The organism is Sphingomonas sp. JC676, assembly GCF_014489075.1.
In the GTDB taxonomy this organism is placed as follows: Bacteria; Pseudomonadota; Alphaproteobacteria; order Sphingomonadales; family Sphingomonadaceae; genus Sphingomonas.
The window spans coordinates 232094-253518 of the sequence record NZ_JACTGR010000001.1; the positions used below are offsets into that span (position 1 = coordinate 232094).

21 protein-coding genes, 1 tRNA gene and 1 pseudogene are annotated in these 21425 nt (G+C 66.8%); 8 read left to right on the forward strand and 15 right to left on the reverse strand.

Features of this window, described 5'->3' with window-relative positions; all coding sequences use genetic code 11:
• Window positions 1-48: 48 nt before the first annotated feature.
• From trpS to secB, 3 genes are all read right to left on the reverse strand, one after another.
• The gene (gene trpS / locus IAG41_RS01085; protein WP_187726744.1) at window positions 49-1038 is read right to left on the reverse strand and encodes a tryptophan--tRNA ligase; all 990 of its coding nucleotides are present in this window, start codon (window positions 1036-1038) and stop codon (window positions 49-51) included.
• 106 nt (window positions 1039-1144) lie between these two features.
• A complete protein-coding gene (gene murJ / locus IAG41_RS01090; protein WP_187726745.1) occupies window positions 1145-2713 on the reverse strand; it encodes a murein biosynthesis integral membrane protein MurJ in 1569 nt (522 codons plus the stop codon).
• A gap of 67 nt (window positions 2714-2780) precedes the next feature.
• Window positions 2781-3284 (reverse strand): protein-export chaperone SecB, encoded by a 504-nt coding sequence (gene secB / locus IAG41_RS01095; RefSeq protein ID WP_187726746.1) that lies wholly within the window; start codon window positions 3282-3284, stop codon window positions 2781-2783.
• Window positions 3285-3448: 164 nt separating this feature from the next.
• On the opposite strand from secB, the gene IAG41_RS01100 reads away from it, so the two are divergent.
• The 4 genes from IAG41_RS01100 (at window position 3449) to IAG41_RS01115 (ending at window position 7778) form a co-directional block, all read left to right on the forward strand.
• The gene (locus IAG41_RS01100; protein WP_187726747.1) at window positions 3449-4093 is read left to right on the forward strand and encodes a Tim44/TimA family putative adaptor protein; all 645 of its coding nucleotides are present in this window, start codon (window positions 3449-3451) and stop codon (window positions 4091-4093) included.
• An 8-nt stretch (window positions 4094-4101) separates the two neighbouring features.
• The gene (locus IAG41_RS01105; protein ID WP_410468055.1) at window positions 4102-5430 is read left to right on the forward strand and encodes a murein transglycosylase A; all 1329 of its coding nucleotides are present in this window, start codon (window positions 4102-4104) and stop codon (window positions 5428-5430) included.
• Window positions 5427-6029 (forward strand): Smr/MutS family protein, encoded by a 603-nt coding sequence (locus tag IAG41_RS01110; RefSeq protein WP_187726749.1) that lies wholly within the window; start codon window positions 5427-5429, stop codon window positions 6027-6029. The genes IAG41_RS01105 and IAG41_RS01110 overlap by 4 nt, the downstream gene beginning before the upstream one ends.
• 72 nt (window positions 6030-6101) lie before the next feature.
• Entirely contained in the window at window positions 6102-7778 is a 1677-nt protein-coding gene (locus IAG41_RS01115) for a putative bifunctional diguanylate cyclase/phosphodiesterase (protein ID WP_187726750.1), read from the forward strand.
• On the opposite strand, the gene dapE is transcribed toward IAG41_RS01115, so the two are convergent.
• Entirely contained in the window at window positions 7759-8919 is a 1161-nt protein-coding gene (gene dapE / locus IAG41_RS01120; RefSeq protein WP_187726751.1) for a succinyl-diaminopimelate desuccinylase, read from the reverse strand. The two genes, IAG41_RS01115 and dapE, sit on opposite strands and share 20 nt — an antisense overlap.
• Between dapE and IAG41_RS01125 the strand changes: the two genes are divergently transcribed.
• Window positions 8919-9365, forward strand: a complete 447-nt coding sequence (locus IAG41_RS01125) for a cupin domain-containing protein (RefSeq protein WP_187726752.1) — start codon at window positions 8919-8921, stop codon at window positions 9363-9365. The two genes, dapE and IAG41_RS01125, sit on opposite strands and share 1 nt — an antisense overlap.
• A gap of 115 nt (window positions 9366-9480) precedes the next feature.
• On the opposite strand, the gene IAG41_RS01130 is transcribed toward IAG41_RS01125, so the two are convergent.
• From IAG41_RS01130 to IAG41_RS01175, 10 genes and pseudogenes are all read right to left on the reverse strand, one after another.
• Window positions 9481-10143, reverse strand: a complete 663-nt coding sequence (locus IAG41_RS01130) for a glutathione S-transferase family protein (RefSeq protein WP_187726753.1) — start codon at window positions 10141-10143, stop codon at window positions 9481-9483.
• Between the two features lie 40 nt (window positions 10144-10183).
• Window positions 10184-11785: a methyl-accepting chemotaxis protein gene (locus tag IAG41_RS01135; protein ID WP_187726754.1), complete on the reverse strand. Its 1602-nt coding sequence runs from the start codon at window positions 11783-11785 to the stop codon at window positions 10184-10186.
• Between the two features lie 61 nt (window positions 11786-11846).
• Entirely contained in the window at window positions 11847-12176 is a 330-nt protein-coding gene (locus IAG41_RS01140; RefSeq protein WP_316251061.1) for a gamma-glutamylcyclotransferase family protein, read from the reverse strand.
• 11 nt (window positions 12177-12187) lie between these two features.
• Entirely contained in the window at window positions 12188-13330 is a 1143-nt protein-coding gene (locus IAG41_RS01145) for an acyltransferase family protein (protein ID WP_187726756.1), read from the reverse strand.
• Between the two features lie 65 nt (window positions 13331-13395).
• On the reverse strand, window positions 13396-14034 hold the full coding sequence (yihA, locus tag IAG41_RS01150; protein ID WP_316251062.1) for a ribosome biogenesis GTP-binding protein YihA/YsxC: 639 nt from the start codon (window positions 14032-14034) through the stop codon (window positions 13396-13398).
• Window positions 14031-15755, reverse strand: a complete 1725-nt coding sequence (gene yidC, locus IAG41_RS01155) for a membrane protein insertase YidC (protein ID WP_187726758.1) — start codon at window positions 15753-15755, stop codon at window positions 14031-14033. Before yidC ends, yihA begins: the two co-directional genes overlap by 4 nt.
• Before the next feature lie 22 nt (window positions 15756-15777).
• On the reverse strand, window positions 15778-15990 hold the full coding sequence (gene yidD, locus IAG41_RS01160) for a membrane protein insertion efficiency factor YidD (RefSeq protein ID WP_187726759.1): 213 nt from the start codon (window positions 15988-15990) through the stop codon (window positions 15778-15780).
• Window positions 15987-16295: pseudogene (gene rnpA, locus IAG41_RS01165) on the reverse strand (ribonuclease P protein component); the annotation flags it as partial. The pseudogene rnpA and the gene yidD, both read right to left, overlap by 4 nt.
• 29 nt (window positions 16296-16324) lie before the next feature.
• Entirely contained in the window at window positions 16325-16459 is a 135-nt protein-coding gene (gene rpmH, locus IAG41_RS01170) for a 50S ribosomal protein L34 (protein ID WP_187727811.1), read from the reverse strand.
• 87 nt (window positions 16460-16546) lie between these two features.
• Window positions 16547-16876: a hypothetical protein gene (locus IAG41_RS01175; protein WP_187726760.1), complete on the reverse strand. Its 330-nt coding sequence runs from the start codon at window positions 16874-16876 to the stop codon at window positions 16547-16549.
• 132 nt (window positions 16877-17008) lie between these two features.
• On the opposite strand from IAG41_RS01175, the gene IAG41_RS01180 reads away from it, so the two are divergent.
• From IAG41_RS01180 to IAG41_RS01190, 3 genes are all read left to right on the forward strand, one after another.
• Complete coding sequence (locus IAG41_RS01180) at window positions 17009-18517, forward strand: YifB family Mg chelatase-like AAA ATPase (protein WP_187726761.1); 1509 nt, start codon at window positions 17009-17011, stop codon at window positions 18515-18517.
• A gap of 198 nt (window positions 18518-18715) precedes the next feature.
• Window positions 18716-18800, forward strand: a tRNA-Leu gene (locus IAG41_RS01185).
• 42 nt (window positions 18801-18842) lie between these two features.
• Window positions 18843-20069 carry an NAD(P)/FAD-dependent oxidoreductase gene (locus IAG41_RS01190; protein WP_187726762.1) on the forward strand — a complete coding sequence of 409 codons (1227 nt, stop codon included), beginning with the start codon at window positions 18843-18845 and terminating at the stop codon, window positions 20067-20069.
• Here the strand turns inward: IAG41_RS01190 and IAG41_RS01195 are convergent.
• Window positions 20050-21423, reverse strand: a complete 1374-nt coding sequence (locus IAG41_RS01195; protein ID WP_187726763.1) for an O-antigen ligase family protein — start codon at window positions 21421-21423, stop codon at window positions 20050-20052. The genes IAG41_RS01190 and IAG41_RS01195 overlap by 20 nt on opposite strands.
• Between the last annotated feature and the right edge of the window lie 2 nt (window positions 21424-21425).

Genomic DNA, 21425 nt, shown 5'->3' on the forward strand with positions numbered 1-21425 from the left:
TCCAACTGTTATGTCGCGAGGCTAACCGGTGCCCCGGCCGACGTCACCTCAGACCTGTAATCCCACCGCCTGCTGTGCCGCTTTCAGCGTCGGCGCGGCCAGCGCATTGGCGCGGTCGGCACCCTTGGCGAGCTGGGCTCCGACTTCGGCGCGGTCGTCGAGCAGCCGTGTCAGCCGGTCGCGGATCGGCGCGAGCACCGAGATGGCGAGATCAGCGAGCGCGGGCTTGAAGGCGCCGAAGCCCTGGCCCGCGAACTGCGCGACCACGGCTTGGGGTTCGATGTCCGCAAGCGCGGCATAGATCGTCACCAGATTCTTCGCCTCGGGCCGTTCGGCCAGCGCGTCGAACGAATCGGGCAGCGGTTCGGGATCGGTCTTGGCCTTGCGGAACTTGGCGGCGATCGTGTCGTCATCGTCGATCAGGTTGATCCGCGACAGGTCCGACGGATCGGACTTGGACATCTTCGCGCCGCCGTCGCGCAGGCTCATGATCCGCGGCGCCGCCTTCGAGATGAAGGGTTCGGGCAGCGGGAACAGCTCCACGCCGAAATCGGTGTTGAACTTGGCCGCGATGTCGCGGGCCAGTTCTAGATGCTGCTTCTGGTCCTCGCCCACCGGCACGTGCGTCGCCTTGTAGACGAGCACGTCCGCCGCCTGGAGCACCGGATAGGTGAACAGGCCGACGCTGGCGCCTTCGCGGTTCTTGCCGGCCTTGTCCTTCCACTGGGTCATGCGGTTCAGCCAGCCCATCCGCGCCGTGCCCTGGAGGATCCAGCACAATTCGGCATGCGCGGGGACGCGCGCCTGGTTGAACAGGATCGCGCGATCGTCGATGCCCGAGGCGAGCAGCGTCGCGGCCATCTCGATCGTCGAATTAGCGAGCTCCTGCGGGCTCACATTGCCCGTCAGCGCATGGAGATCGGCGAGGAAGAACAGGCATTCGCCTTGGTCCTGCATCGTCACCCATTGCTTGATCGCACCGAGATAGTTGCCGAGGTGGAGATTGCCGGTGGTCTGGATGCCGGAAACGACGCGCATGACTATTCACTCCGCGCACCCGGGTTACCGTTCGGCCGTTGGACGGGCCGCGGATCCGGGACGGCGGGGGCGCTGCCGCACTATCAATGTCCGGGACGGCCGCTCCCTAGCGTGGCTGGCGGCGGCCGACCAGCGCCTTGATGTCCGAGATCAGGAAGGCGCGGGTGACGAAACAGGCGATCGCATAGATCGCACAGCCGGCGCCGACGAGCGCCACCAGCGCAGTGTAGCGGGCGACCGCGTGGCCGTTCAGCCAGGGATCGAGCAGCCGGTCGCACCCGTACAGTGCCGCGCCCATCAGCAGCGCGGCGAGCGCGAGCCGGGGCAGGCGGCGACGGAGTTGCGCGTCGGCGGCGAAATGCCCGCGCTTCACCAGCGTGTGATAGAGCATCCAGACATTGACCGTGGACGACAGCGCTGTGGCGAGTGGCGGGCCGACATGGCCGATCAGCGGGATCAAGGCGAGGTTGGCGGCGATGTTCACCGCGACCGAGATCATCGCGTAGCGGACCGGCGTTTTGGTGTCCTGCCGTGCATAATAGCCGGGCGTCAGCACCTTCACGAGGACATAGGAGGGCAGGCCGATCGAGAAGCCGGCGAGCGCCCAGGCACACTTCACCGTGTCGACGGCAGTGAAATGGCCGTACTGGAACAGGCCGCGCACGATCGGTTCGGCGGCGACGATCAGCGCGACCATTGCCGGCAGCGTCAGGAAGAGCGCCAGCTCCATCCCACGATTCTGCGTCTCCATCGCTTCCACATCCTTGCCGGCGCCGAGCAGGCGCGAGATGGTGGGGAGCAGGATGGTGCCCAGGCCGATGCCGATCATCCCGAGCGGAAGCTGGTTCAGCCGATCGGCATAATAAATGTACGAGATCGAGCCCGCGCCGAGCAGATAGCCCGAGAGCGCGGTGGAGATGACCAGGTTGAGCTGGACCGCGCCGGCGCCCAGCGCGGCGGGGAGGATCAGCTTCATCAGGCGCTTCACTTCAGGATCGAGCCGCGGCAGGCGCGGCCGCAGCGATACCCCCGAGGCGCGGCAGGCGAGCGCCAGCCAGCCCAATTGGAGCAGGCCGCCCACCGGCACCGCGATCGCCTGCGCGCGGGCGGTCTCGTAAGGGGTGCCGTTGAAGAAGAACAGCGCCGAGACCATCGCGATGTTGAGCAGGATCGGAGCGGCGGCGTTGACCCAGAATTTGTCGAGCGAGTTGAGGATGCCGCCGAGCAACGAGGCGAGGCAGATCAGCATCAGATAGGGGATGGTGATCCGCGACAGCTCGACCGCGAAGGCGAACTGGTCGTGCGTCGGATGCTGCTTGGCGAAACCCCCGGACAGCGCAGCGGTGAGTGGCCAGGCGGCGGCAAGCATCACCACGGTCATCAGGGCCAGGAAGGCGAACAGCACCGCCAGCGTGCGCTCGGCGAAATCCAGGGCCGGGCCGCGCTCGCCCCCTTCGGCGAGCTTGCGGTTGAACATCGGGATGAACGCTGCCGAGAAGGCACCCTCGGCGAAGAAGGCGCGGAACATGTTCGGCAGGCGGAAGGCGACCAGAAAGGCGTCGGACGCGAAATTGGCGCCGACATAGCGCGCCTGGAGCGAATCGCGGACGAGTGCGAGGATGCGGCTCGCGAGCGTCAGCCCGCCGACCGAACCCAGAGCGCGGGCGAGTTTCATTGCGGCGTCAGTGCGTCAGAAGGGCGGGGAGCAGCGCGGCGCACATCTGCTCCCCATTCCAGTCCGTTCAGGCCTGACCGGCTTCCTGACCGGCTTCGAGCGCCTGCTGCGCGCGCTGCGCCATGTAGATGCCGCCGAAATCGATCGGCTCGAGCATCAGCGGCGGGAAGCCGCCGTCGCGGACCGCATCGGCGAGCACGCGGCGAGCGAAGGGGAACAGAATGCGCGGCGCTTCGCCGAGCAGGAACGGATCGATCTGGTCCGCCGGGATGTTGCGCAGCCCGAACAGGCCTGCATAGGAAAGGTCGACGAGGAACGCGACCTGGCTCTCGGCCTGGGCGCGGACTTCGATCTTGAGCACGACCTCATAGACGTCGTCGAGAACCTTGCCCGAGCCGATGTTGAACTGGACGTCGATCGCGGGCGGGGTCTGTGCCTGATAGATGGCGGGCGCGTTGGGATTCTCGAACGAGAAGTCCTTCACATATTGCGACAGCACGCCCACCTGCGGCGCGGTGTCTTCGCCGTTCGCCTGGGGCTCGCCGAATTCGGCGGTGTCGTTCTCGGCCATTCGAAGTTTCCTCTTTTTTCCGGAAAGTTTCGCGCGCTCGGCGCGTTACGCAGCCGCGCGCCTAGCAGGCAGGCGCGGGCCGTGCAATCGGTGGGTATTAGTCGATGATTTGAATCCCGAGGCGGGACGGCTTATGTAGGCCTGTACAGGCTCTTGGAGGCGCGGTGTTTTACGTTATTCTTTTCGCGATGGTGGCAGGCTTCCTGGCGCTTCGGCTCTATTCGGTGCTCGGCAAACGCACCGGCCATGAGCAGGCGCTGCCCAAGCCGGCGGAGGAGCGCGTCATCGCGGCGCCGCTCCCGCGCACCATCGATGCCGTGCCCGAAGTCCGTGAAAGCGGCAATCGCACGATCGAGGCCGGTGCCGAGACCGGGCTTCGCGCCGTGGTCAGCGCCGATTCGAGCTTCGACGTCGCGCAGTTCATCGAAGGCGCCAAGTCCGCGTACAAGATGATCCTCGAATCCTATTGGAAGGGTGACGAGGACACGCTGAGCTGGCTCGTCGAAGAGGATGTCCGCGCCGGCTTCACCCAGGCGATCGCCGACCGCAAGGCGGCGGGGCATGTGCTCGAGAACCGGCTGATCGCGATCGAGCGCGCCGTTATCGCCGAGGCTTCGGTCGAGGGCCGGGTGGCCCGGATTGCGGTGCGCTTCGATGCCGATATCGCTGCCGTGACGCTCGATCAGGATGGCAATCTCGTCGCCGGCTCGATGACCGACGCCGTCGAGACGCACGACGTGTGGACCTTCGCGCGCAACCTGCGCAGCGACGATCCCAACTGGAAGCTCGTCGAAACCGACGAAGCCTGAGAGGCATGATGCGGATCTGGGGGGGATTGGCGCTCGCGGCGCTGCTGGGCGCGTGTTCGGGCGGCATCGTTCCTTCTTCGGCCGGGCAACGCCCCGCGCCTGCTGCTGGTCCCTCAGCGCCGCGCGAAGCCGCCCCGCCCCGGGAGACCAGGCCCGCAATACTTCCCGAAACCCCGGCAAACCTTCCGGCGCGCCAGCCGACTCCGGCGATCCCGCTGTCGCCCGCTCCGGCGTCCGCCGTGCCCGCGGGGGTGACGACCGCCGCCGGCGCCGGGCTCCTGCCCGGTCCTGCCGTCGATACGCTGCCGATCACCCAGGACGGCGCCGAGCGCGCGCTGGCCGCCTTCCGCATCTCCTGCCCGACGCTCCAGCGCCGCACCGACGCGACTGGGCTGACGCGCGGCGCGGACTGGGCCGATGCCTGCGCTTCGGCGGCAACCTGGTCTTCTCGCGACGCGCCCGCCTTCTTCGCGCGCTGGTTCGAGACGGTGCAGATCGCCGACGGCAAGGCGTTCGCCACCGGCTATTACGATCCCGAGATCTCTGGCTCGCGCGACAAAAGGCACGGCTATGAAGTGCCGGTCTACGGCATTCCCGACGATCTGGTCGATGTCGATCTCGGTCTTTTCTCCGACGACATGAAGGGCAAGCACATCCGCGGCCGTGTGAAGGGCAAGAATTTCGTGCCCTATTATGACCGTGGCGAAATCGAGGCCGGCGCGCTGCAGGGGCATGCCCCGGTGATCGCTTATGCAGCGGACCCGGTCGAAATCTTCTTCCTCCAGGTCCAGGGCTCGGGCCGGCTGCATCTGCCCGACGGCGGCGTGATGCGGATCGGCTATGCCGGGCAGAACGGCCGCGACTATACTGGCATCGGCAAGCTGATGCGCGACCGCGGGTTGCTTGGCCCCGGCCAGGCATCGATGCAGGGCATCATGGGTTACCTGCGCGCACACCCCGAAGAGGGCGCCGCGATCATGCGCGAGAATAAGAGCTTCGTGTTCTTCAAGGAACTGACAGGTGCCGGCCCGCTCGGTGCGATGGGGCATCCGGTGACCGGCTGGGTCAGCGCCGCGGCGGACCCGAAGTTCGTGCCGCTGGGCGCCCCGGTCTTCCTCTCGATGGACCGCACCGACGCGACGGGGCTCTGGGTCGCCCAGGATACCGGCGGCGCGATCAAGGGACCCAATCGCATCGATACCTTCTGGGGCGCGGGCGAGGATGCGCGCGCGATCGCGGGGGGCATGTCCGCGCGGGGCACGGCCTGGCTGCTGCTGCCCAAGGGCACGCTGGCCCGCCTGGCGCCGGTGGCTACGCCGGTTCCGGCAAACCCGTGACGGGGCGCGGGCGCAAATTGGCGCCCGAGGAAGCGGCGCTTTGGCAACGCGTCATCGCGACGGTGACGCCTTTGGTGCGCGCCAAGGCGGCACCCGTCGGCAAGCCCGCGGTGGCGGCACAAGTCGAAGAACAGGCCGCCCCGGTTCCGCCGCCGGCAAAGCCAGCCGCGCCGCGTCTTCCGAAGCATCCCGTTCAGCGCATCCCACCCGCGCCGGTCCGCAAGGAGGCGAGCGAGAATACCCTCGACGGATCGTGGGACCGCCGCCTGTCGCGCGGGCTCGTCTCGCCCGAAAGCTCGATCGACCTGCACGGCCACAACCTCGCCTCCGCCTATGACCGGCTCGATTTCGGCCTCGCCCAGGCGGTCGCGCGGGGCGACCGCGTGCTGCTGCTGATCACCGGCAAGCCGCCGCGCCCCGAATCGGAGCGGCCGCACGCGCGCGGCGCGATTCGCGCGGCGGTGGGCGATTGGCTCGCCTCCTCGCGCCACGCCGATCGGATCGCGGCGGTCCGCGCCGCGCATCCGCGCCATGGCGGAACGGGTGCGCTCTACATCGTGCTGCGGCGCCCAAAACCTGCAGCACAGCGAAATTCTTAACCTCTCTCTGCGAGCATCCCTCCTTCTGATCCCGGGCGGGGCCCCGGCACGGTGTGGGGATAGAGTCGGCAGGTGGAAGGCTTTTCGCTCAAGAGTCGCGCAATCGCCTTTGCGATATGCGCCGGGGCGGTTGCGTTCATCCTCGCGCTCGCGGCTGCGTCCGAACCGGCACAAATCACCGTAGAGACCGCCGGGCGGGCGCTGATCGCATCGATCGTCTGCGGAGTCATGTGCTGGGCCTCGGCCGAGCGCACCATCGCTTCCACCGCGGGCGCGATCGACGCGGCCATCACGCGACTGGCAACGGCAGCCAATGGTGATCTGCAGAGTGAAGTTCCCGAGGAGGTGCGCCAGTGCGTGCCGCCGCTCGCCAATGCGATGGACGGGCTGTTCCGCCAGCTCCACGCCAACATGGAGAGCGTCCAGCGCCTTGCCATGTTCGATCCCGTAACGGGGCTCGCCAATCGGACCAATTTCCGCCGTACCGCCGAACGCCTGCTCGCCGAATTGCCCCAGGGTGTGGTCGCGGTGCTCTATTTCATCGATCTCGACCGGTTCAAGGCGGTCAACGACACGCTGGGCCATGCCACGGGCGACGTGCTGCTCGGGATGGTTGCCAATCGCCTGCGCGCGGTCGCCGACCGCTTCGCTGCCGAGAGCGACACACGCCCGCCGCTGATCGGGCGCCTGGCCGGCGACGAGTTCACGATGTTCTTCCCCGATCTGCGCGATCCGCGCGAGTCCGATCGGATCGGGCGCGGCATCCTGTTCGCGCTCTCCGAATCGTTCGACCTGGCCGATCAGGAAGTCTCGATCGGCGCGTCGGTGGGCATCGCCAAGCGGCCAGAGCACGGCACGACGCTCCACGATCTGATGCGCGCCGCCGACGCCGCGATGTACCATGCCAAGGCGCAGGGCCGCGGCCGCGTCGAGCATTTCACCGAAATGCTCGCCGCCGAGATGGCCGATCGCGCGCAGCTCGAAAGCGATTTGCGCGTTGGGCTCGAAAAGGATCAGTTCGCTCTGGTCTTCCAGCCGCAGGTTGCGGCAAGCGACGGCCGGATCGTCGCTGCGGAAGCGCTGCTGCGCTGGCGCCACCCGGATGGCCTCAAGCTGCCCGCCGCGTTCATGCAGCGCGCCGAGGAGACCGGGCTGATCGTCGAGATCGGCGAATGGGTGGTGACGAATGTCGCCGAAACCATCTCGCGCTGGGGACGGCTCGGCATCGAGCAGCGGCTGGCGGTCAACATCAGCCCGCGCGAGATCGACCACGCCACCTTCTTCCGCCGCCTGCGCGAAGCGATGCTCGCGGCCAGAGCGCCGGCCAATCTGCTCGAGCTCGAGATCAGCGAGACGCTGGCGATGCACTGTTCCGAGGAAGTCATCGATGCCATCGCCACCTTGCGGGCGGACGGCGCGAGTGTGGCGATCGACGATTTCGGCACCGGCTATTCGAACCTGGCGCGCCTACGCGACTTGCCCGTGGATCGGGTCAAGCTCGATCGCAGCCTGATCGAGAATGTCGCGGTCAATTCGGAGGCACGCACGATCGCCCAGGCGGTGATCGGGCTGATCCATGGCTTGGGCTGCGAAGCGGTCGCCGAAGGCATCGAGAGCGATGCCCAGGCGGCGGTGCTCCGCGTCATCGGGTGCGACGTGCTCCAGGGCTATGCGATCGCGCAGCCGATGGCCGAGGAGGATTTCCTCGCCTGGGCACGCACCATTGAGCCTAGGCGCGCGGTATCCTGAGCGCGCGCTTCAGGACTTCGGCATAAACCTCTGTAAGAGCATGCAGGTCTGACAGTGCGACGGCTTCGTCAAGCTTGTGCATCGTCGCATTGACCAATCCGAACTCGACCACCGGGCAGATCCGCGAGAGAAAGCGCGCGTCGGACGTGCCGCCGGTGGTGGAGAGCTCTGGGGTGACGCCGAGCACTGCCTCGACTGCTCCTGAAACCAGCGTCGAAAGTGCGCCGGGCTCGGTAAGGAACGCCTCGCCATAGATGCGGCCTTTCACTTGCGCGCGCGGCGCATGGCGGAGCACGATCTCCTCGACCCGCGCGACCAGATCGGGGCCGCGCTGCAGGTCATTGAAGCGGATGCTGATCCGCGCGCCGGCCCGCCCCGGGATGACGTTGGTCGCCGGATTGCCGACCGAAATGTCGATCACCTCGATGTTCGAAGGCTGGAACCAGGCATTGCCGGCATCGAGCTGGATCGCGTCGATCTCGGCGAGCGCGCGGATCAGGCGCGGCACCGGATTGTCGGAGAGGTGGGGGTAGGCGACATGGCCTTGCTGCCCCGGCACCTCGATGTCGATCACCGTCGAGCCGCGGCGCCCGATCTTGATCGTATCGCCCAGGCGATGCGCCGAGCTGGGCTCGCCGACCACGCACAGATCGGGCCTGACCCCGCGCTCGGCCATCCGCTCGATCAGGCGCGGCGTGCCATAGGTGGCCGGACCTTCCTCGTCGCCGGTGATGAGCAGGCTGATCGTGCCGCCGCTCTCGACGCCCGCCACGGCGGCGACGAAAGCCGCGATCGATCCCTTCATGTCGACCGCGCCGCGGCCGTAGAGCAGCTCGCCGCGGATCTCGGGCATGAAAGCGCCGCTCGTCCAGCCGGCGCCCGGCGGCACGACGTCGAGATGTCCGGCAAAGGCGAAATGCGTGCCGCTTGTCCCGCGCACCGCGAGTAGATTCTCGACCGGCCCCTCGGGCGCCTCGCCCTCGACGAAGCGCTCGACCTGGAAGCCCAGCGGCACCAGCGCGGCCTCCAGCACGTCGAATACGGCGCCCCGTGCGGGAGTTACGCTCTCGGCGGCAATCAGCGCCTTGGTGAGTTCGACGACGTCGGGCACAGTATCTCCATCAACTAATGGAGGGGGCATTGCCCAAGCTCGATCTCGATACAATCCCGCAGACCAATGCGACCAGCTATCCGCCGCAATATGCCGGGGAAGTGCAGGGACGCTGGTATCGCCGGCTGGCGCCCGCAAGCGGCATCACCGATTTCGGCTTCAGCCATGTGACGCTGAATCCGGGCGCCTGGTCCTCGCAGCGCCACTGGCACGAGGGCGAGGACGAGTTCGTCGTGATGCTCGCCGGCGAGGCGGTGCTGGTCGATGATTCGGGCGAGACGGTGATGCGCGTCGGCGACGTTGCGGCGTTTCCCAAGAATGACGGCAACGGTCATGTCCTGCAGAACCGCGGCGACGCGGACTGCGTCTATGTCGCGGTGGGGCGGATGGCGGACACGGCCTGCTACTATCCGGATATCGACATGCACCTGGTTCCCGGAACGGGCTTCCGCCGCAAGGACGGGACGGAGTTCTAAGCTACATCGTCACCCCGGCGAAAGCCGGGGCCCAGGGTCGCGGGCGATGTCGTTTGGGGCTCTGGATCCCGGCTTTCGCCGGGATGACGGTTGGAGGAGCAGGGTGCTCTCACCCTCAGGCCGGCGCCATCTCGAACTGCTCGATCACCCAGTCCTCTTCCTGCGCAGCGGCGATCCAGTCCTGCATGAAGGGGTGCTGGAGCACCGCCATCATATAGGCTTCGGCGAAGCGCGGGACGGGGAGCGAATAGGTGACGATGCGCGTCACCACCGGCGCGAACATGATGTCCACCGCGCCGAACTCGCAGAACAGGAATTCGCCTTCGCCGCCGAAGCGGGCGCGGGCCTGAGCCCATAGCTCCATGATCCGCGAGAGATCGGCGAGCACGTCGTCGTCGGGCTTCTGCGGCGGATAGACCTGGCGGATGTTCATGCTGTGCTTGCGGCGCAGCGCCGCGAAGCTCGAATGCATTTCGGCCGCCATCGATCGCGCCATCGCGCGCGCTGCATCGTCCTTGGGCCAGAACTTGGTATTGCCGGTCTTGTCGTTGAGATATTCGACGATCGCCAGGCTGTCCCACACGACCGCCTCGCCATCCCACAGGATCGGTACCTTGCCAGACGAGGGCGCGAACTCGTCGCCTTCGCGGCGCTTCTCCCATTCTTGATCGTAGAGCGGCACGACGACTTCCTCGAACGGAATGCCGGACTGCTTGCACGCCAGCCAGCCGCGCAGCGACCAGGACGAATAGGCCTTGTTGCCGATGATCAGTTTCATGGCAGGCGGGATAGCGGTGGGGCAGGGTCCCGGCAACCGCTCAGGCGGCCTCGAGGCTTGCGACGAAGCTGCGCATCTCGCGCATCAGGTCCTGCGTCCGGCTCACCAGGTCATCGGTCACGGCGCCCAGTTCGGCGGTGACCTCGGCGGCTGCCTCGCTTGAATTCTCCGCGCTGCCTGCGCTGGCGTGCAGATCGGCGGTCAGCGCTGCGGCAGTGCCGGCATAATGCTGGATCGACCGGATCACGTCGCCCTGCCGCACCATCGCCTGTTCCACCGCGGCGGCAACCGAATTGATCCGGTCGAAGCTCCCGCGCATGTCGCCGACGATCGAAGCGGTGGAGGTCACCGCTTCGGTGATCTGTTCGAGCTGCGCGCGGATATCCTTGGTCGCATCGGAAGTCTGGGCGGCCAGCGCCTTCACCTCGGAGGCGACGATCGCGAAGCCGCGTCCCGCCTCGCCCGCGCGCGCCGCCTCGATCGAGGCGTTGAGCGCCAGCAAATTGGTGCGCGCCGCCACCTCGGCGATCAGATCGGTGATCGTGCTCGCGCTGTTGGCATAGCCCACGAGGCGGGTGAACCGCTCGTCGGCATCGCGGGAAAGCGTGTGCAGCCAGGCAGTGGTCTGCTGCTGCTCGGCCAGGCGCGATTCGACCGTGGCGAGCGACTGGCCGAGATTCTCCGATTCGCCCAGCATCGTCGCAGCGCCGGTGTCCGCCTTGTGCACCGCGCCCACCACGCCGCGCACCTGGTCTTGCGTGGCGCGCGTGCCGAGCAGCAGCATCTCGGCGGATTGGCGCGTCTGGTTCGCGGCGGCGGCGAGCTCGGTGATGTTGCGGACAAAGGCATTCTCGAACTGACCGGCGATGCGCTTCACTTCGCCGCGCCGGGTATTCTCGCTTTCGGCCTGCAGCCGGATACGCTGCTCGGCAGAGGCCGCCTGGCGCTGCCAATCCTCGCGCTGCGCCTTGGTGCGCAGCAGGTCGCGCTCCGCAGCGGCACGCGCAAGTTCCTGGCCCGATTCGAACTGGTCGGTCACCAGTCGGGCCTGTTGGAGCACGGTGCGGCCCAGCAACGCCACGAACACCGCAAGGAAGACGAACACGCCGAGCGGGATCGACGAGACCACCGCATAGACCATGCACACCATCACCGCGGTGCCGAGAAAGGCGAGGCTGGCCGGCGGCGACGCGGCATAGCGAAGCGCGCCGATGGCGATCACCCCCGCCATGATCGTGGTGGTGAAAATCAGTTCCTTGTCGGGCGCCCCCAGTCCGGCAGCGCCCAGAAAGCCGAGCCAGCCCAGCGCGTTGAGAGCGCCCTGGAACGTGATGGCGTTGATCGCCTCGCGCGAATCGGTGATCGCCCAGTCGCGGTCGCGTTGCTGCTTCCAGCGCCACAGCATCACCGTCCCGATGGTGAGATGCAGCGTGAGCATCCCGATCCGCCAAGTCAAATAGACGGTGTCGTCGATCATGAACATCAGCGCGACGCTTACGAACACGGTGACGGCATAAATTATGGGATAGGCGCCGGAGATCGACAGTATCTGCGCGCGCGTAAGCTCGACAGGCAAGCTGACCCACCGACCATACAAGGCGTGGACTAGGCCTGAAGGCCGCAGAATGGCGGAGCGCGTCATGAAAATCCCCCGCCGCTACTTAGCGCGATAGGGTTTACAAGCCGTTTACCAAGAATAGCGCTCAGGCCTTCACATAGACCCAGGCGCGCGTGCCCGAGGCCAGCGGCGCTTCGATCCGCCGGTAATTCTCGCTCTCATAGATGTCGGCGGCGGCGAGTTCGTCCGCGGTCAGGCGGAATACCTTGCCGGCGATCGGCGGGCCGTCACCGGGGACCAGCGCGAGGTGCGTCTCGATGCCGCTGGCGTCGAGCACCGCGGGGTCGCGGATCTGGATCTCGATCGCCACGAAGCCGTGGAGCGCATCATCCTCGCCATCGAGCAGCCGCCCGAACGAGGAAAGTTGGACGCTCTCGAGCTGGAGCGTGCCGTAGGAGAAGAGCAGTTCGGTCACGGGCCCAGGTGTCATAGGCGCAGATGGATGCCGCGACGATGCAGCGGCAGCAAGGCCGTGATAATGATTAGCAATATGATCACCGCGTAAGCGAACGAGGCGAGATAGGGGTCCGGAATCACTTGCTGGAGATGCGCGAAGCACCAGCCCTGGAGCGTGTCCTTGCCGACGAACAGCTTGAACCCGGCGATGCCGAGCAGCAGCGACAGGATGTAGCCAAGGATCGCGTTCATCCCCAACATGTGGAGCGGGAACAGCGCCTTGCGAACCGCCGGGCTTCGCGTCGCGACCATCGCCAGCGCGAGCAGCAGTGCCGAAAGCCCCGAGGTGAATAGCGCGAAGCTGCTGGTCCACAGCTTCTTGTTGAGCGGGAAGACGTGGCTGAAGGCGAGGCCGATCAGCGTCAGCGCAAGGCCCGCCAGCGCGATGCGCGCGACCGAGCGCTCGGGTGCGGCTTTCCACAGCATCGCCGCGAGCATCCCGAACAGCACATTGGCGAGCGCCGGGATCGTCGAGAGCAGGCCCTCTGGATCATAGACCACATTCCCCGCCGCATCGGTGCCGCCCCGCCACATATGCGCGGTGGTGACCAGCGCGCGGTCGACATAGCCCGCCAGGTTGCCCTCGGGGCTGAGCTGCCCCGCACCGAAGCCGGGCACCGGCACCAGCATCATCAGCGCCCAATAGAGTGCGAGCCCGGCGCTCGCGATGCCCAGGATCGCGGCGGCATTCAGATGCGAACGATTAGCAGTATCGCGTCTGGCGGTCAGGATCGCGAGCGTCGCGGTCAGCGCATAGCAGAGCCCGATCCGCTCGAGCACGCCGAACACGCGGAAATTGGCGATGTCCGGATGCACCAGGAACTGGAACGCCCAGCCGATCGCGATCAGCGCCAGCGTCCGCCGCGCGATCCTGAGCCACACCGCGCCGTCGATCCGCTTGGGAAAGGAGAGCCCCAGCGCCACGCCGACCGCGAACAGGAAGGCGGGAAACACCAGATCGGTCGGCGTGAAACCGTGCCATTCGGCATGATCGAGCGGCCACCACACATAGTCCCAGCTGCCCGGCGTATTGACGATGATCATCCCCGCAACGGCGAGGCCGCGGAAGATGTCGAGGCCCGTGAGGCGCTGTTTGGTCTGTTCGTCTGCCATGGATCCTCCCCGGCGCCGAACATGGAACGGTCCGCGCGGGAGGGCAATCGCCGGACCGTAAGGGCTCAGCCGATCGCTTCCAGCACGGCGGCGCGCAGCTCGGGGATGCCCATGCCCTTCTCGCTCGACGTGACGAGGATGTCGGGGTGCGCCGCGGCCCGCTTGCGCGCTTCTTCGGCGGTCTGCAGCGTGATTTCGGCAAGCACGCTGGCCTTGATCTTGTCGGCCTTGGTCAGGACGATGCGATAGCTCACCGCCGCGGCATCGAGCATGTCGAGGATCTCGCGGTCGACATCCTTGATGCCGTGGCGCGCGTCGATCAGCACCAGTGCGCGCTTCAATACCTGTCGCCCGCGCAGGAAGTCGTTCACCAGATAGCGCCACGTGCGGACCATGTCCTTGGGCGCCTTGGCGAAGCCATATCCCGGCATGTCGACCAGCCGGAAGCGGAGCGGCTCGCCCACGTCGAAGAAGTTGAGCTCCTGCGTCCGGCCGGGCGTCACCGAGGTGCGCGCCAGGCTGTTGCGCCCGGTCAGCGCGTTGAGCAGCGACGACTTGCCGACGTTCGAACGGCCCGCGAACGTCACCTCGGGCACGTCGGGATCGGGCAGATATTCGAGCGATGGCGCCGATTTCAGGAAGGCGACGGGCCCCGCGAAGATCTTCCGCGCGGCCTCGATCGCTTCGGGGTCGAAGCTGGTCACTTCGCCGCCACTTCCTTCTTCTTCACCGGTTCCTTGAGCGCCGGGTGCTTCGAATAGAGCCATTGCTGCTGCAGGATGGTGATGCAGTTGGAGGTGATCCAGTAAATCTGCAGGCCCACCGCGAACGGCGCCATCAGGAACATCAGCATCCACGGCATGATCGCGAAGATCTGCTTCTGCATCTCGTCCATCGGCGCCGGGTTGAGCTTCATCTGGAAGTACATCGAGATGCCGAGCAGCACCGGGATCACGCCGATCGCCAGGAAGGCGGGCGGGGTGAAGTGGAAGAGATAGTTCACCAGGGCGATGAAGTTCGCGGGATCGGGCGCCGAGAGATCGCGGATCCATAGCACGAACGGCTGGTGCCGCATTTCGATCGTCAGCAGCAGCACCTTGTAGAGCGCGAACATGATCGGGATCTGGAGCAGGAGTGGCAGGCAGCCCGCGAGCGGATTGACCTTCTCCTCCTTGTAGAGCTTCATGATCTCCTGCTGCTGCTTCTGCTTGTCGTCCTTGTGACGTTCCTGCAGCGCCTTCATCTTAGGCTGGATCGCGCGCATGTTCGCCATCGACGCGAACTGCTTCTGAGCGATCGGAAACAGCAGGCCGCGGATCGTGATCGTCAGCAGGATGATCGCGACGCCGAAGTTTCCGACCATGCGGAACAGCCAGTCGAGATAATAGAAGATCGGCTGTTCGATCATGCCGAACCAGCCCCAGTCGATCGCGCGATCGAACTGCACGATGCCGAGCTTGTCCTGGTAATTGTCGAGCAGCTTCACTTCCTTCGCGCCGGCGAAGAAGCGGCTCGAATAGCTGCTCTTTTTGCCCGGCGCGAGCGCGAGCGGCTCGGCGAGCTGATAGTCCGCCTGATAGGCCTGGGCCGCGGTGCCGCGCTGCTGGAGCTGGACAGGCACGCGCTGATCGGGGACGAGCGCTGTGAGCCAGTAATGGTCGGAATAGCCGACCCAGCCTCCGGTCGTGCCGAACTGCTTCGGACCCGCCTCGGTGTCCTTCCAGTTAATATAATCGGCTGCGCCGTTATAGACCGCGATTGGGCCGACATGCGCGGCCCATTGGTCGACATCGAGCGAGCGGCTGGACCGCGAGACCAAAGCATAGGGCGTCACCGAAACCGGTGCCGAGCCGGTATTCGCGACCGTCTGCTTGATGGTGAACATGTAGTTCTGGTCGACCGACAGCTCGATACGGAAGACCTGCCCGGTGGAATTGGTCGCGGTGAGCGTCACCGGCGACGTCGGGGTCAGCTTGGGCGCGCTTGTCTGCCACACCGTATCGGGGCCGGGAACCTCGACGCCCGAGGCCTGCCAGCCGAACTGGGCATAATAGGAACCCGCCGCGCCGCTGGGCGAGAGCAGGCGGATCGGCGGCGATTTCTTCGCGACAGTCTCGTCATATTTGGCGAGCACAAGGTCGTCGAGCCGAACGCCCTTGAGGTTGATCGACCCCCGCAGCGCGGGTGTCTCGATCTGGACGCGCGGCGTCTCGGCCAGCACGACCTGGCGGTCGCGCAGCGCCTTCGACGAATCGGCGGTCGGATCGGCGGACGGATTGGGCACCGGCTTCGGCTTGCCATCGACCATCTTGGTCGGTGCGGGCTGCTGCTGGGGGAAGATGAAGTGCATGATCGACGGCCAGCCGAACAGGATCAGCGCGGCCAGCACTGCGAAGAGCACGAAATTCTTTTGGTCGTCTTTCACCGATTATTCCCCGGAAGGTCCGTCATGGCACGGGATCGTAGCCGTGCCCGCCCCATGGATGGCAGCGTGCGATTCGCTTGGTTGCGAGCCAGCCGCCCTTGAGCGCGCCATAGCGGCGAAGCGCCTCGATTGCATAGGCCGAACAGCTTGGATTGTAGCGGCAGCTCGGCGGCAGGAGGAGCGAAGGCCCAAGCTGCCAGCCGCGCGCGATCAGAATGAGGAGCTTGGCGATCACCTTTTCACCTTGGCCAGGGCCTTGGCGAGCTCGATCTTTAGATCGGCATAGTCGCGCTCGATGCCGCTGTTCCGCCCGATCAGGACATGGTCGGCGCCGGGCAGGCCGGCTTCGGGCAGCACTTCGCGCGCCAGCGCACGGAAGCGACGCTTCATGCGGTTGCGGATGACGGCGTTGCCGACTTTCTTGGAAACCGTAATGCCGATACGCATGGTCGAATCGGCATCCTCGCGGTCGCGAACGATCAGGACGAAACCGGGCATGGGTGCCCGTTTCCCCGCGTTCGCGGCGAGATAATGCTTGCGCTCGGTAAGCCGAACGAGGCTGACGGGCTTTAGGCCGACAGCTTGTTGCGGCCGCGGGCGCGGCGGTTGCGGATCACGGTGCGACCGCCGGGGGTCGCCATCCGCGTGCGGAAGCCGTGCCGGCGCGCACGCACCAGATTGCTCGGCTGAAAGGTCCGCTTCATCGCTCATCCTCGAGTATCTAGAACGTAAAATGGCCACCACTAGGGCGGCCGTGTGTGGGGTGCCCTTACGGACGTCGGCCGCCAAAGTCAACGCTCGTCCTGCCCAAAACCGAGCGTCGCGGCCTCTGCGCGCGCGAGCACCAGCTCCCTGGTGCGTTGCTGGCGCCGGCGGAAGCTGCGGCGGCGCAGTGCCATGTCGGCATAATGGCCGAATCGGGGGAAGCGACGCTTGAGCCGCACGAAGCGGCCGCGGGCCCAGACCGAGTTCTGCAGAACGAGCACCAGCCCTGCGGCAAACACGAAGATTCCACCCGGCCCGGGGATCACGCCCACCAGAGGCGATACCGCCATCACCACCAGTCCGGTCACGAACAGGATCGTGCGGACGAGCGGGCTGCGGGGGCGGGCACGCGTCATGTCCAGGATGTGGGGTTTGTGTGTTGGTCGTGCAAGACAGGGAGGCAGCGGCTCGAATGCCTCCAATACGGAGGCGTTGCATTCCGCAACGGAGAAATGCGGCTATGGTCGCGGCCTCTGGGGGAGGCGGACTTGGTCGCGAGCGTATCGACGGTTGCGTATCTGGGGCTCGAGGCGCGTGCGGTGGAGGTGCAGTGCAACCTCGTCGCCGGCCTGCCCAAGTTCGTCATCGTCGGCCTGCCGGACAAGGCGGTGGGTGAGAGCCGCGAGCGCGTTCGCGCCGCGATGGCCGCGATCGGGCTGGCGCTGCCGCCCAAGCATATCGTCCTCAATCTCTCGCCGGCGGATCTTCCCAAGGAAGGCTCGCATTTCGACCTGCCGATCGCGCTGGCGCTGCTCGGGGCGATGGGTGTGGTCGATGCCGAGACGCTGGCGGGGTATGTCGTGGTGGGGGAACTGGCGCTGGATGGCCGCGTCGCGCCTTCGCCGGGCGTGCTGCTCGCGGCGCTGCATGCGGGCGAGATCGGCAAAGGGCTCGTCTGTCCGGTGGCGCAGGGGCCCGAGGCGGCCTGGGCGGGGCAGGCCGAAGTCATCGCCGCGCCGGACCTGATTGCGCTGCTCAATCACTTCAAGGGCAACCAACTGCTCGCAGCGCCACCGCCGGGAGAGGCCGATGCGGCGGTGAGCGTTTCCGATCTCGCCCAGGTGAAGGGGCAGGAGACCGCCAAGCGCGCGCTCGAGATTGCGGCGGCGGGTGGGCATAACATGCTGATGGTTGGGCCGCCGGGCGCGGGCAAGTCGCTGCTCGCCTCATGCCTGCCCGGCATATTGCCGCCGCTCGACGCCGCCGAGGCGCTCGAGGTCTCGATGGTGGCCTCGGTTGCGGGAACCTTGATGGGCGGGCGGCTGACCCGGACCCGGCCCTTCCGCTCGCCGCACCACTCGGCCTCGATGGCTGCGCTCACCGGCGGTGGGCTCAAGGTGAAGCCCGGCGAGGTCAGCCTGGCGCATCTCGGCGTGCTGTTCCTCGACGAACTGCCCGAATTCCAGCGCGCCGTGCTCGATTCGCTACGCCAGCCGCTCGAGGCAGGGGTGGTCAGTGTCGCCCGCGCCAATGCGCATGTCACCTTCCCGGCGCGCGTCCAGCTCGTCGCGGCGATGAACCCGTGCCGCTGCGGCCATCTCGGCGATCCGGCTTTGGCCTGTGCGCGGGCGCCCCGCTGCGCGGTGGACTATCAGGCAAAGGTCTCGGGACCGCTGCTCGACCGCATCGACCTGCATGTCGAGGTCCAGCCGGTCACCGCCGCCGATCTCGTACTGCCGCCGACCGCGGAAGGGTCGCCCCAGGTCGCGGCGCGGGTGGCCGAAGCGCGTGCGGTGCAGGCGGCGCGCTACCGGGATGCACCGGCCCGCACCAATGCCGAGGCGGAGGGCGACCTGCTCACCGCGCATTCGACCCCCGACGAGCCCGGCCGCAAGCTGCTGGCGCAGGCCGCCGAGGCGATGCGGCTTTCGGCGCGCGGCTATACCCGCGTGCTTCGTGTCGCCCGCACGATCGCCGATCTGTCGGGTGCGGAGGGCGTGGGGCGTATCCACGTCGCCGAGGCGCTGAGCTATCGCCGGCAGGCACCGCGGAGCTGAGCGAAACGAATCGCTGGCGATGTAGGATTTCGTCTGCAACCCTCGCGCTCGCCGCTTCGCGTTGTCGAGGTCTGGAAAAACCATTTTCTGGGGAAGAAGCTTTTTCGACATAGCAGGTGTCAACCGTGTCAACCGATCGGTCCGCCGGCATCCCCGGCTTGCCCCCGCCGCCGCCATCGTCTAGCCACGCCCTCCGCTGCCCCTGTGGCGAAATTGGTAGACGCGACCGACTCAAAATCGGTTGCCGCAAGGCATGCTGGTTCGAGTCCGGCCAGGGGCACCATTTCCGGTTACGACTGGGTCCACCCACTTTGAGGGTGTCGTGATGCCTGATGAAGTGGATGTGCTGATCGTCGGTGGCGGCCATGCCGGCGCGGCCTGTGCGATCGCGCTCCGCCAGGGCAAGTTCGAGGGCAGCATCCTCGTCATCGGCGGCGAACCCGAGCTTCCCTACGAACGCCCGCCGCTCTCCAAGGAATATCTGGCCGGCGACAAGCCGTTCGAGCGCCTGCTGATCCGGCCCGAGTCCTTCTGGGCCGATCGCGAGGTGGCGTTCCGGCTGGGCACGGTGGTCGTCTCGGTCGATGCCGCCGGGCACGCCGTGACCACCGATGCGGGCGATACGATCCGCTATCGCCACCTCGTCTGGGCGACCGGCGGCGCGCCGCGGCTGCTCGACTGCGGCGGGCATGACCTCGCCGGTGTGCACACCGTCCGCACCCGGGCCGATGCCGACCGGATGATGGCCGAGCTGCCAGACGTCGAGCATGTGGTCGTGATCGGCGGCGGCTATATCGGGCTCGAGGCGGCAGCGGTGCTCGCCAAGTTCGGCAAGAAGGTGGTGCTGCTGGAAGCGCTCGACCGTGTCCTGGCCCGCGTCGCCGGCGAGCCGCTTTCGCGCTTCTTCGAGGCCGAGCACCGCGCGCACGGGGTCGATGTACGGCTCGGCGTGGCGGTCGCCTCCATCCTGGGCGAGGATCGCGTGACCGGCGTCCGGCTGGTCGATGGCGAAGTGCTGAAGGCAGAGATGGCGATCGTCGGCATCGGCATCATCCCTGCCGTAGAACCACTGCTGGCGGCGGGTGCCGAAGGCGGGAACGGCGTGGCGGTGGACGGTCAGTGCCGGACCACGCTGCCCGATATCTTTGCGATCGGCGACTGCGCGCTCCACGCCAATCGCTTCGCCGAGGGCGCGCGAATCCGCGTCGAATCGGTGCAGAACGCCAGTGACCAGGCGGCGGTCGTAGCCAAGGCGATCCTGGGGCAGCCGGCCGAATATGAGGCGGTGCCGTGGTTCTGGTCGAACCAATACGACATCAAGCTTCAGACGGTCGGCCTCGCTATCGGCTTTGACCAGGCCGTGGTGCGTGGCGATCCGCTCACCCGCAGCTTCAGCGTCGCCTATCTGAAGCAGGGGCGGGTGATCGCGCTCGACTGCGTCAACGCGGTCAAGGACTATGTCCAGGGCCGCAAGCTCGTGCTCGAAGGCACTGCGGTGGACGCTGCGCGCCTCGCCGATCCCGCGGTTCCGCTCAAGGAACTGGCTGCGTAGCCGCCGTCAGCCGCAGAGGGGCGCCACGCGGGATCCCGCCAAGTGACGGCCTTTTGTGCGCCCGCGCCTGATAGATCGTATAGCCGCACAGGAAGCCGTAGAGCCCCAGCCCCTCCACCTGCCAGAAGGGCATCGTCGCCATGTTGAGCAGGAAGAATGCGAAATGCGCGGCGATCAGCTTGAACCGCTCGGTGCGGCTGGAAAGCGCCGCGGAGAACATCACCGCCCAGAGCAGCAGCATCGCCGCCACGCCGAAAACGCCAAGCTCATAGAGCGTCGCGACGAGCGTATTGTGCGGATAGACCTTGAACAGCCCCTCCCAGCTTTCGGGTCCGAAGCCGAACAGGTGCCGGGCCGGGCTGCCGTCGACCCAGGCATAGAGATAGCTGCTCCAGATCAGCGGGCGGGCCGACATGACCTGGCGATCGGCATAGTTGAATTCGCGCGGCGGCTTGATGAGCTGGCTGGGATCCGAGAGGAAGGTGGCGAGGTCGCTGAACTTGTCGCTGTAGAAGACGGCGGCGGTCGCGACGATGATCAGGCCGCCCACCACCGCGGCGGTAGCCATCAGCGCGCGCTGGTCGCGCCGCACGCTCACCGTCAGTCCGATGAGGAAGGTCGCCAAGGCGAGCGGCGTCAGCGCGAGGATAGAGGTGCGATAGCCTGCCAGCTGGATGCCGATCAGCGTCGCCAGCAGGAACAGGACGCGCACCGCGGTGGGTGCCGTGCGCGCGAAGCAGCCCACGGTGAACCCGGCGACGAGCGCGACCGAGAAGGCGCCTTCATGGTTGTAGCCCCCGATCCAGACGATGCCGCTGCCATCCTCCGAACCCTTGGGCAGGTTGAGCGCCAGCGACAGAACCTGGAAGACCAGCAGCGGCAGGAAGGCGACCATCGCCCAGCCGATCCAGCGCCCTTCGGAATCGCAGCGCATTGCCTGGAATACCGAGATCGTGATCACCAGCAGATAGGCATATTTGACCGCGACGTTGATCCCGCCGGCGATGTCGCCGTTCAGCCCGGCGCTCAACAGGACGAGCGCTGCCACCAGATAGATGGGCAGCACCCATTTGATGCCAAAATTGGCCGGCCGCACGACAAAGACGAGCCCGAACAAAGTGAGGCCGATCGAAAGCAGGGCGTTGCCCGAAAAGCCCGCGGCCAGGGGCTTGAACATGTAGATGTGATACGCGCCGGCGATGTAGCGCAACCAGAGCGCGACGATGACGAAGGCCGCCGCCAGGCTCCCGGCCCGGCGCGCGGCGACGACCAGCGGCACCAGCAGCACCAGGGTCACCGGAACCAGCACCCCCAGCCCGAAGGAGGGGCCGTAGGGGAGGGCGGCTTCGTTCATCG

Bases quoted from the DNA above. Each gene is read 5' to 3' on its own strand.
- dapE (WP_187726751.1), bottom strand. From the start codon at position 8,919: ATGCCCCCTCCATTAGTTGATGGAGATACTGTGCCCGACGTCGTCGAA.
- secB (WP_187726746.1), bottom strand. From the start codon at position 3,284: ATGGCCGAGAACGACACCGCCGAATTCGGCGAGCCCCAGGCGAACGGC.
- trpS (WP_187726744.1), bottom strand. From the start codon at position 1,038: ATGCGCGTCGTTTCCGGCATCCAGACCACCGGCAATCTCCACCTCGGC.
- IAG41_RS01145 (WP_187726756.1), bottom strand. From the start codon at position 13,330: ATGGCAGACGAACAGACCAAACAGCGCCTCACGGGCCTCGACATCTTC.
- IAG41_RS01190 (WP_187726762.1), top strand. From the start codon at position 18,843: ATGCCTGATGAAGTGGATGTGCTGATCGTCGGTGGCGGCCATGCCGGC.
- murJ (WP_187726745.1), bottom strand. From the start codon at position 2,713: ATGAAACTCGCCCGCGCTCTGGGTTCGGTCGGCGGGCTGACGCTCGCG.
- IAG41_RS01105 (WP_410468055.1), top strand. From the start codon at position 4,102: ATGCGGATCTGGGGGGGATTGGCGCTCGCGGCGCTGCTGGGCGCGTGT.
- IAG41_RS01130 (WP_187726753.1), bottom strand. From the start codon at position 10,143: ATGAAACTGATCATCGGCAACAAGGCCTATTCGTCCTGGTCGCTGCGC.
- rpmH (WP_187727811.1), bottom strand. From the start codon at position 16,459: ATGAAGCGGACCTTTCAGCCGAGCAATCTGGTGCGTGCGCGCCGGCAC.
- IAG41_RS01195 (WP_187726763.1), bottom strand. From the start codon at position 21,423: ATGAACGAAGCCGCCCTCCCCTACGGCCCCTCCTTCGGGCTGGGGGTG.
- IAG41_RS01135 (WP_187726754.1), bottom strand. From the start codon at position 11,785: ATGACGCGCTCCGCCATTCTGCGGCCTTCAGGCCTAGTCCACGCCTTG.
- IAG41_RS01175 (WP_187726760.1), bottom strand. From the start codon at position 16,876: ATGACGCGTGCCCGCCCCCGCAGCCCGCTCGTCCGCACGATCCTGTTC.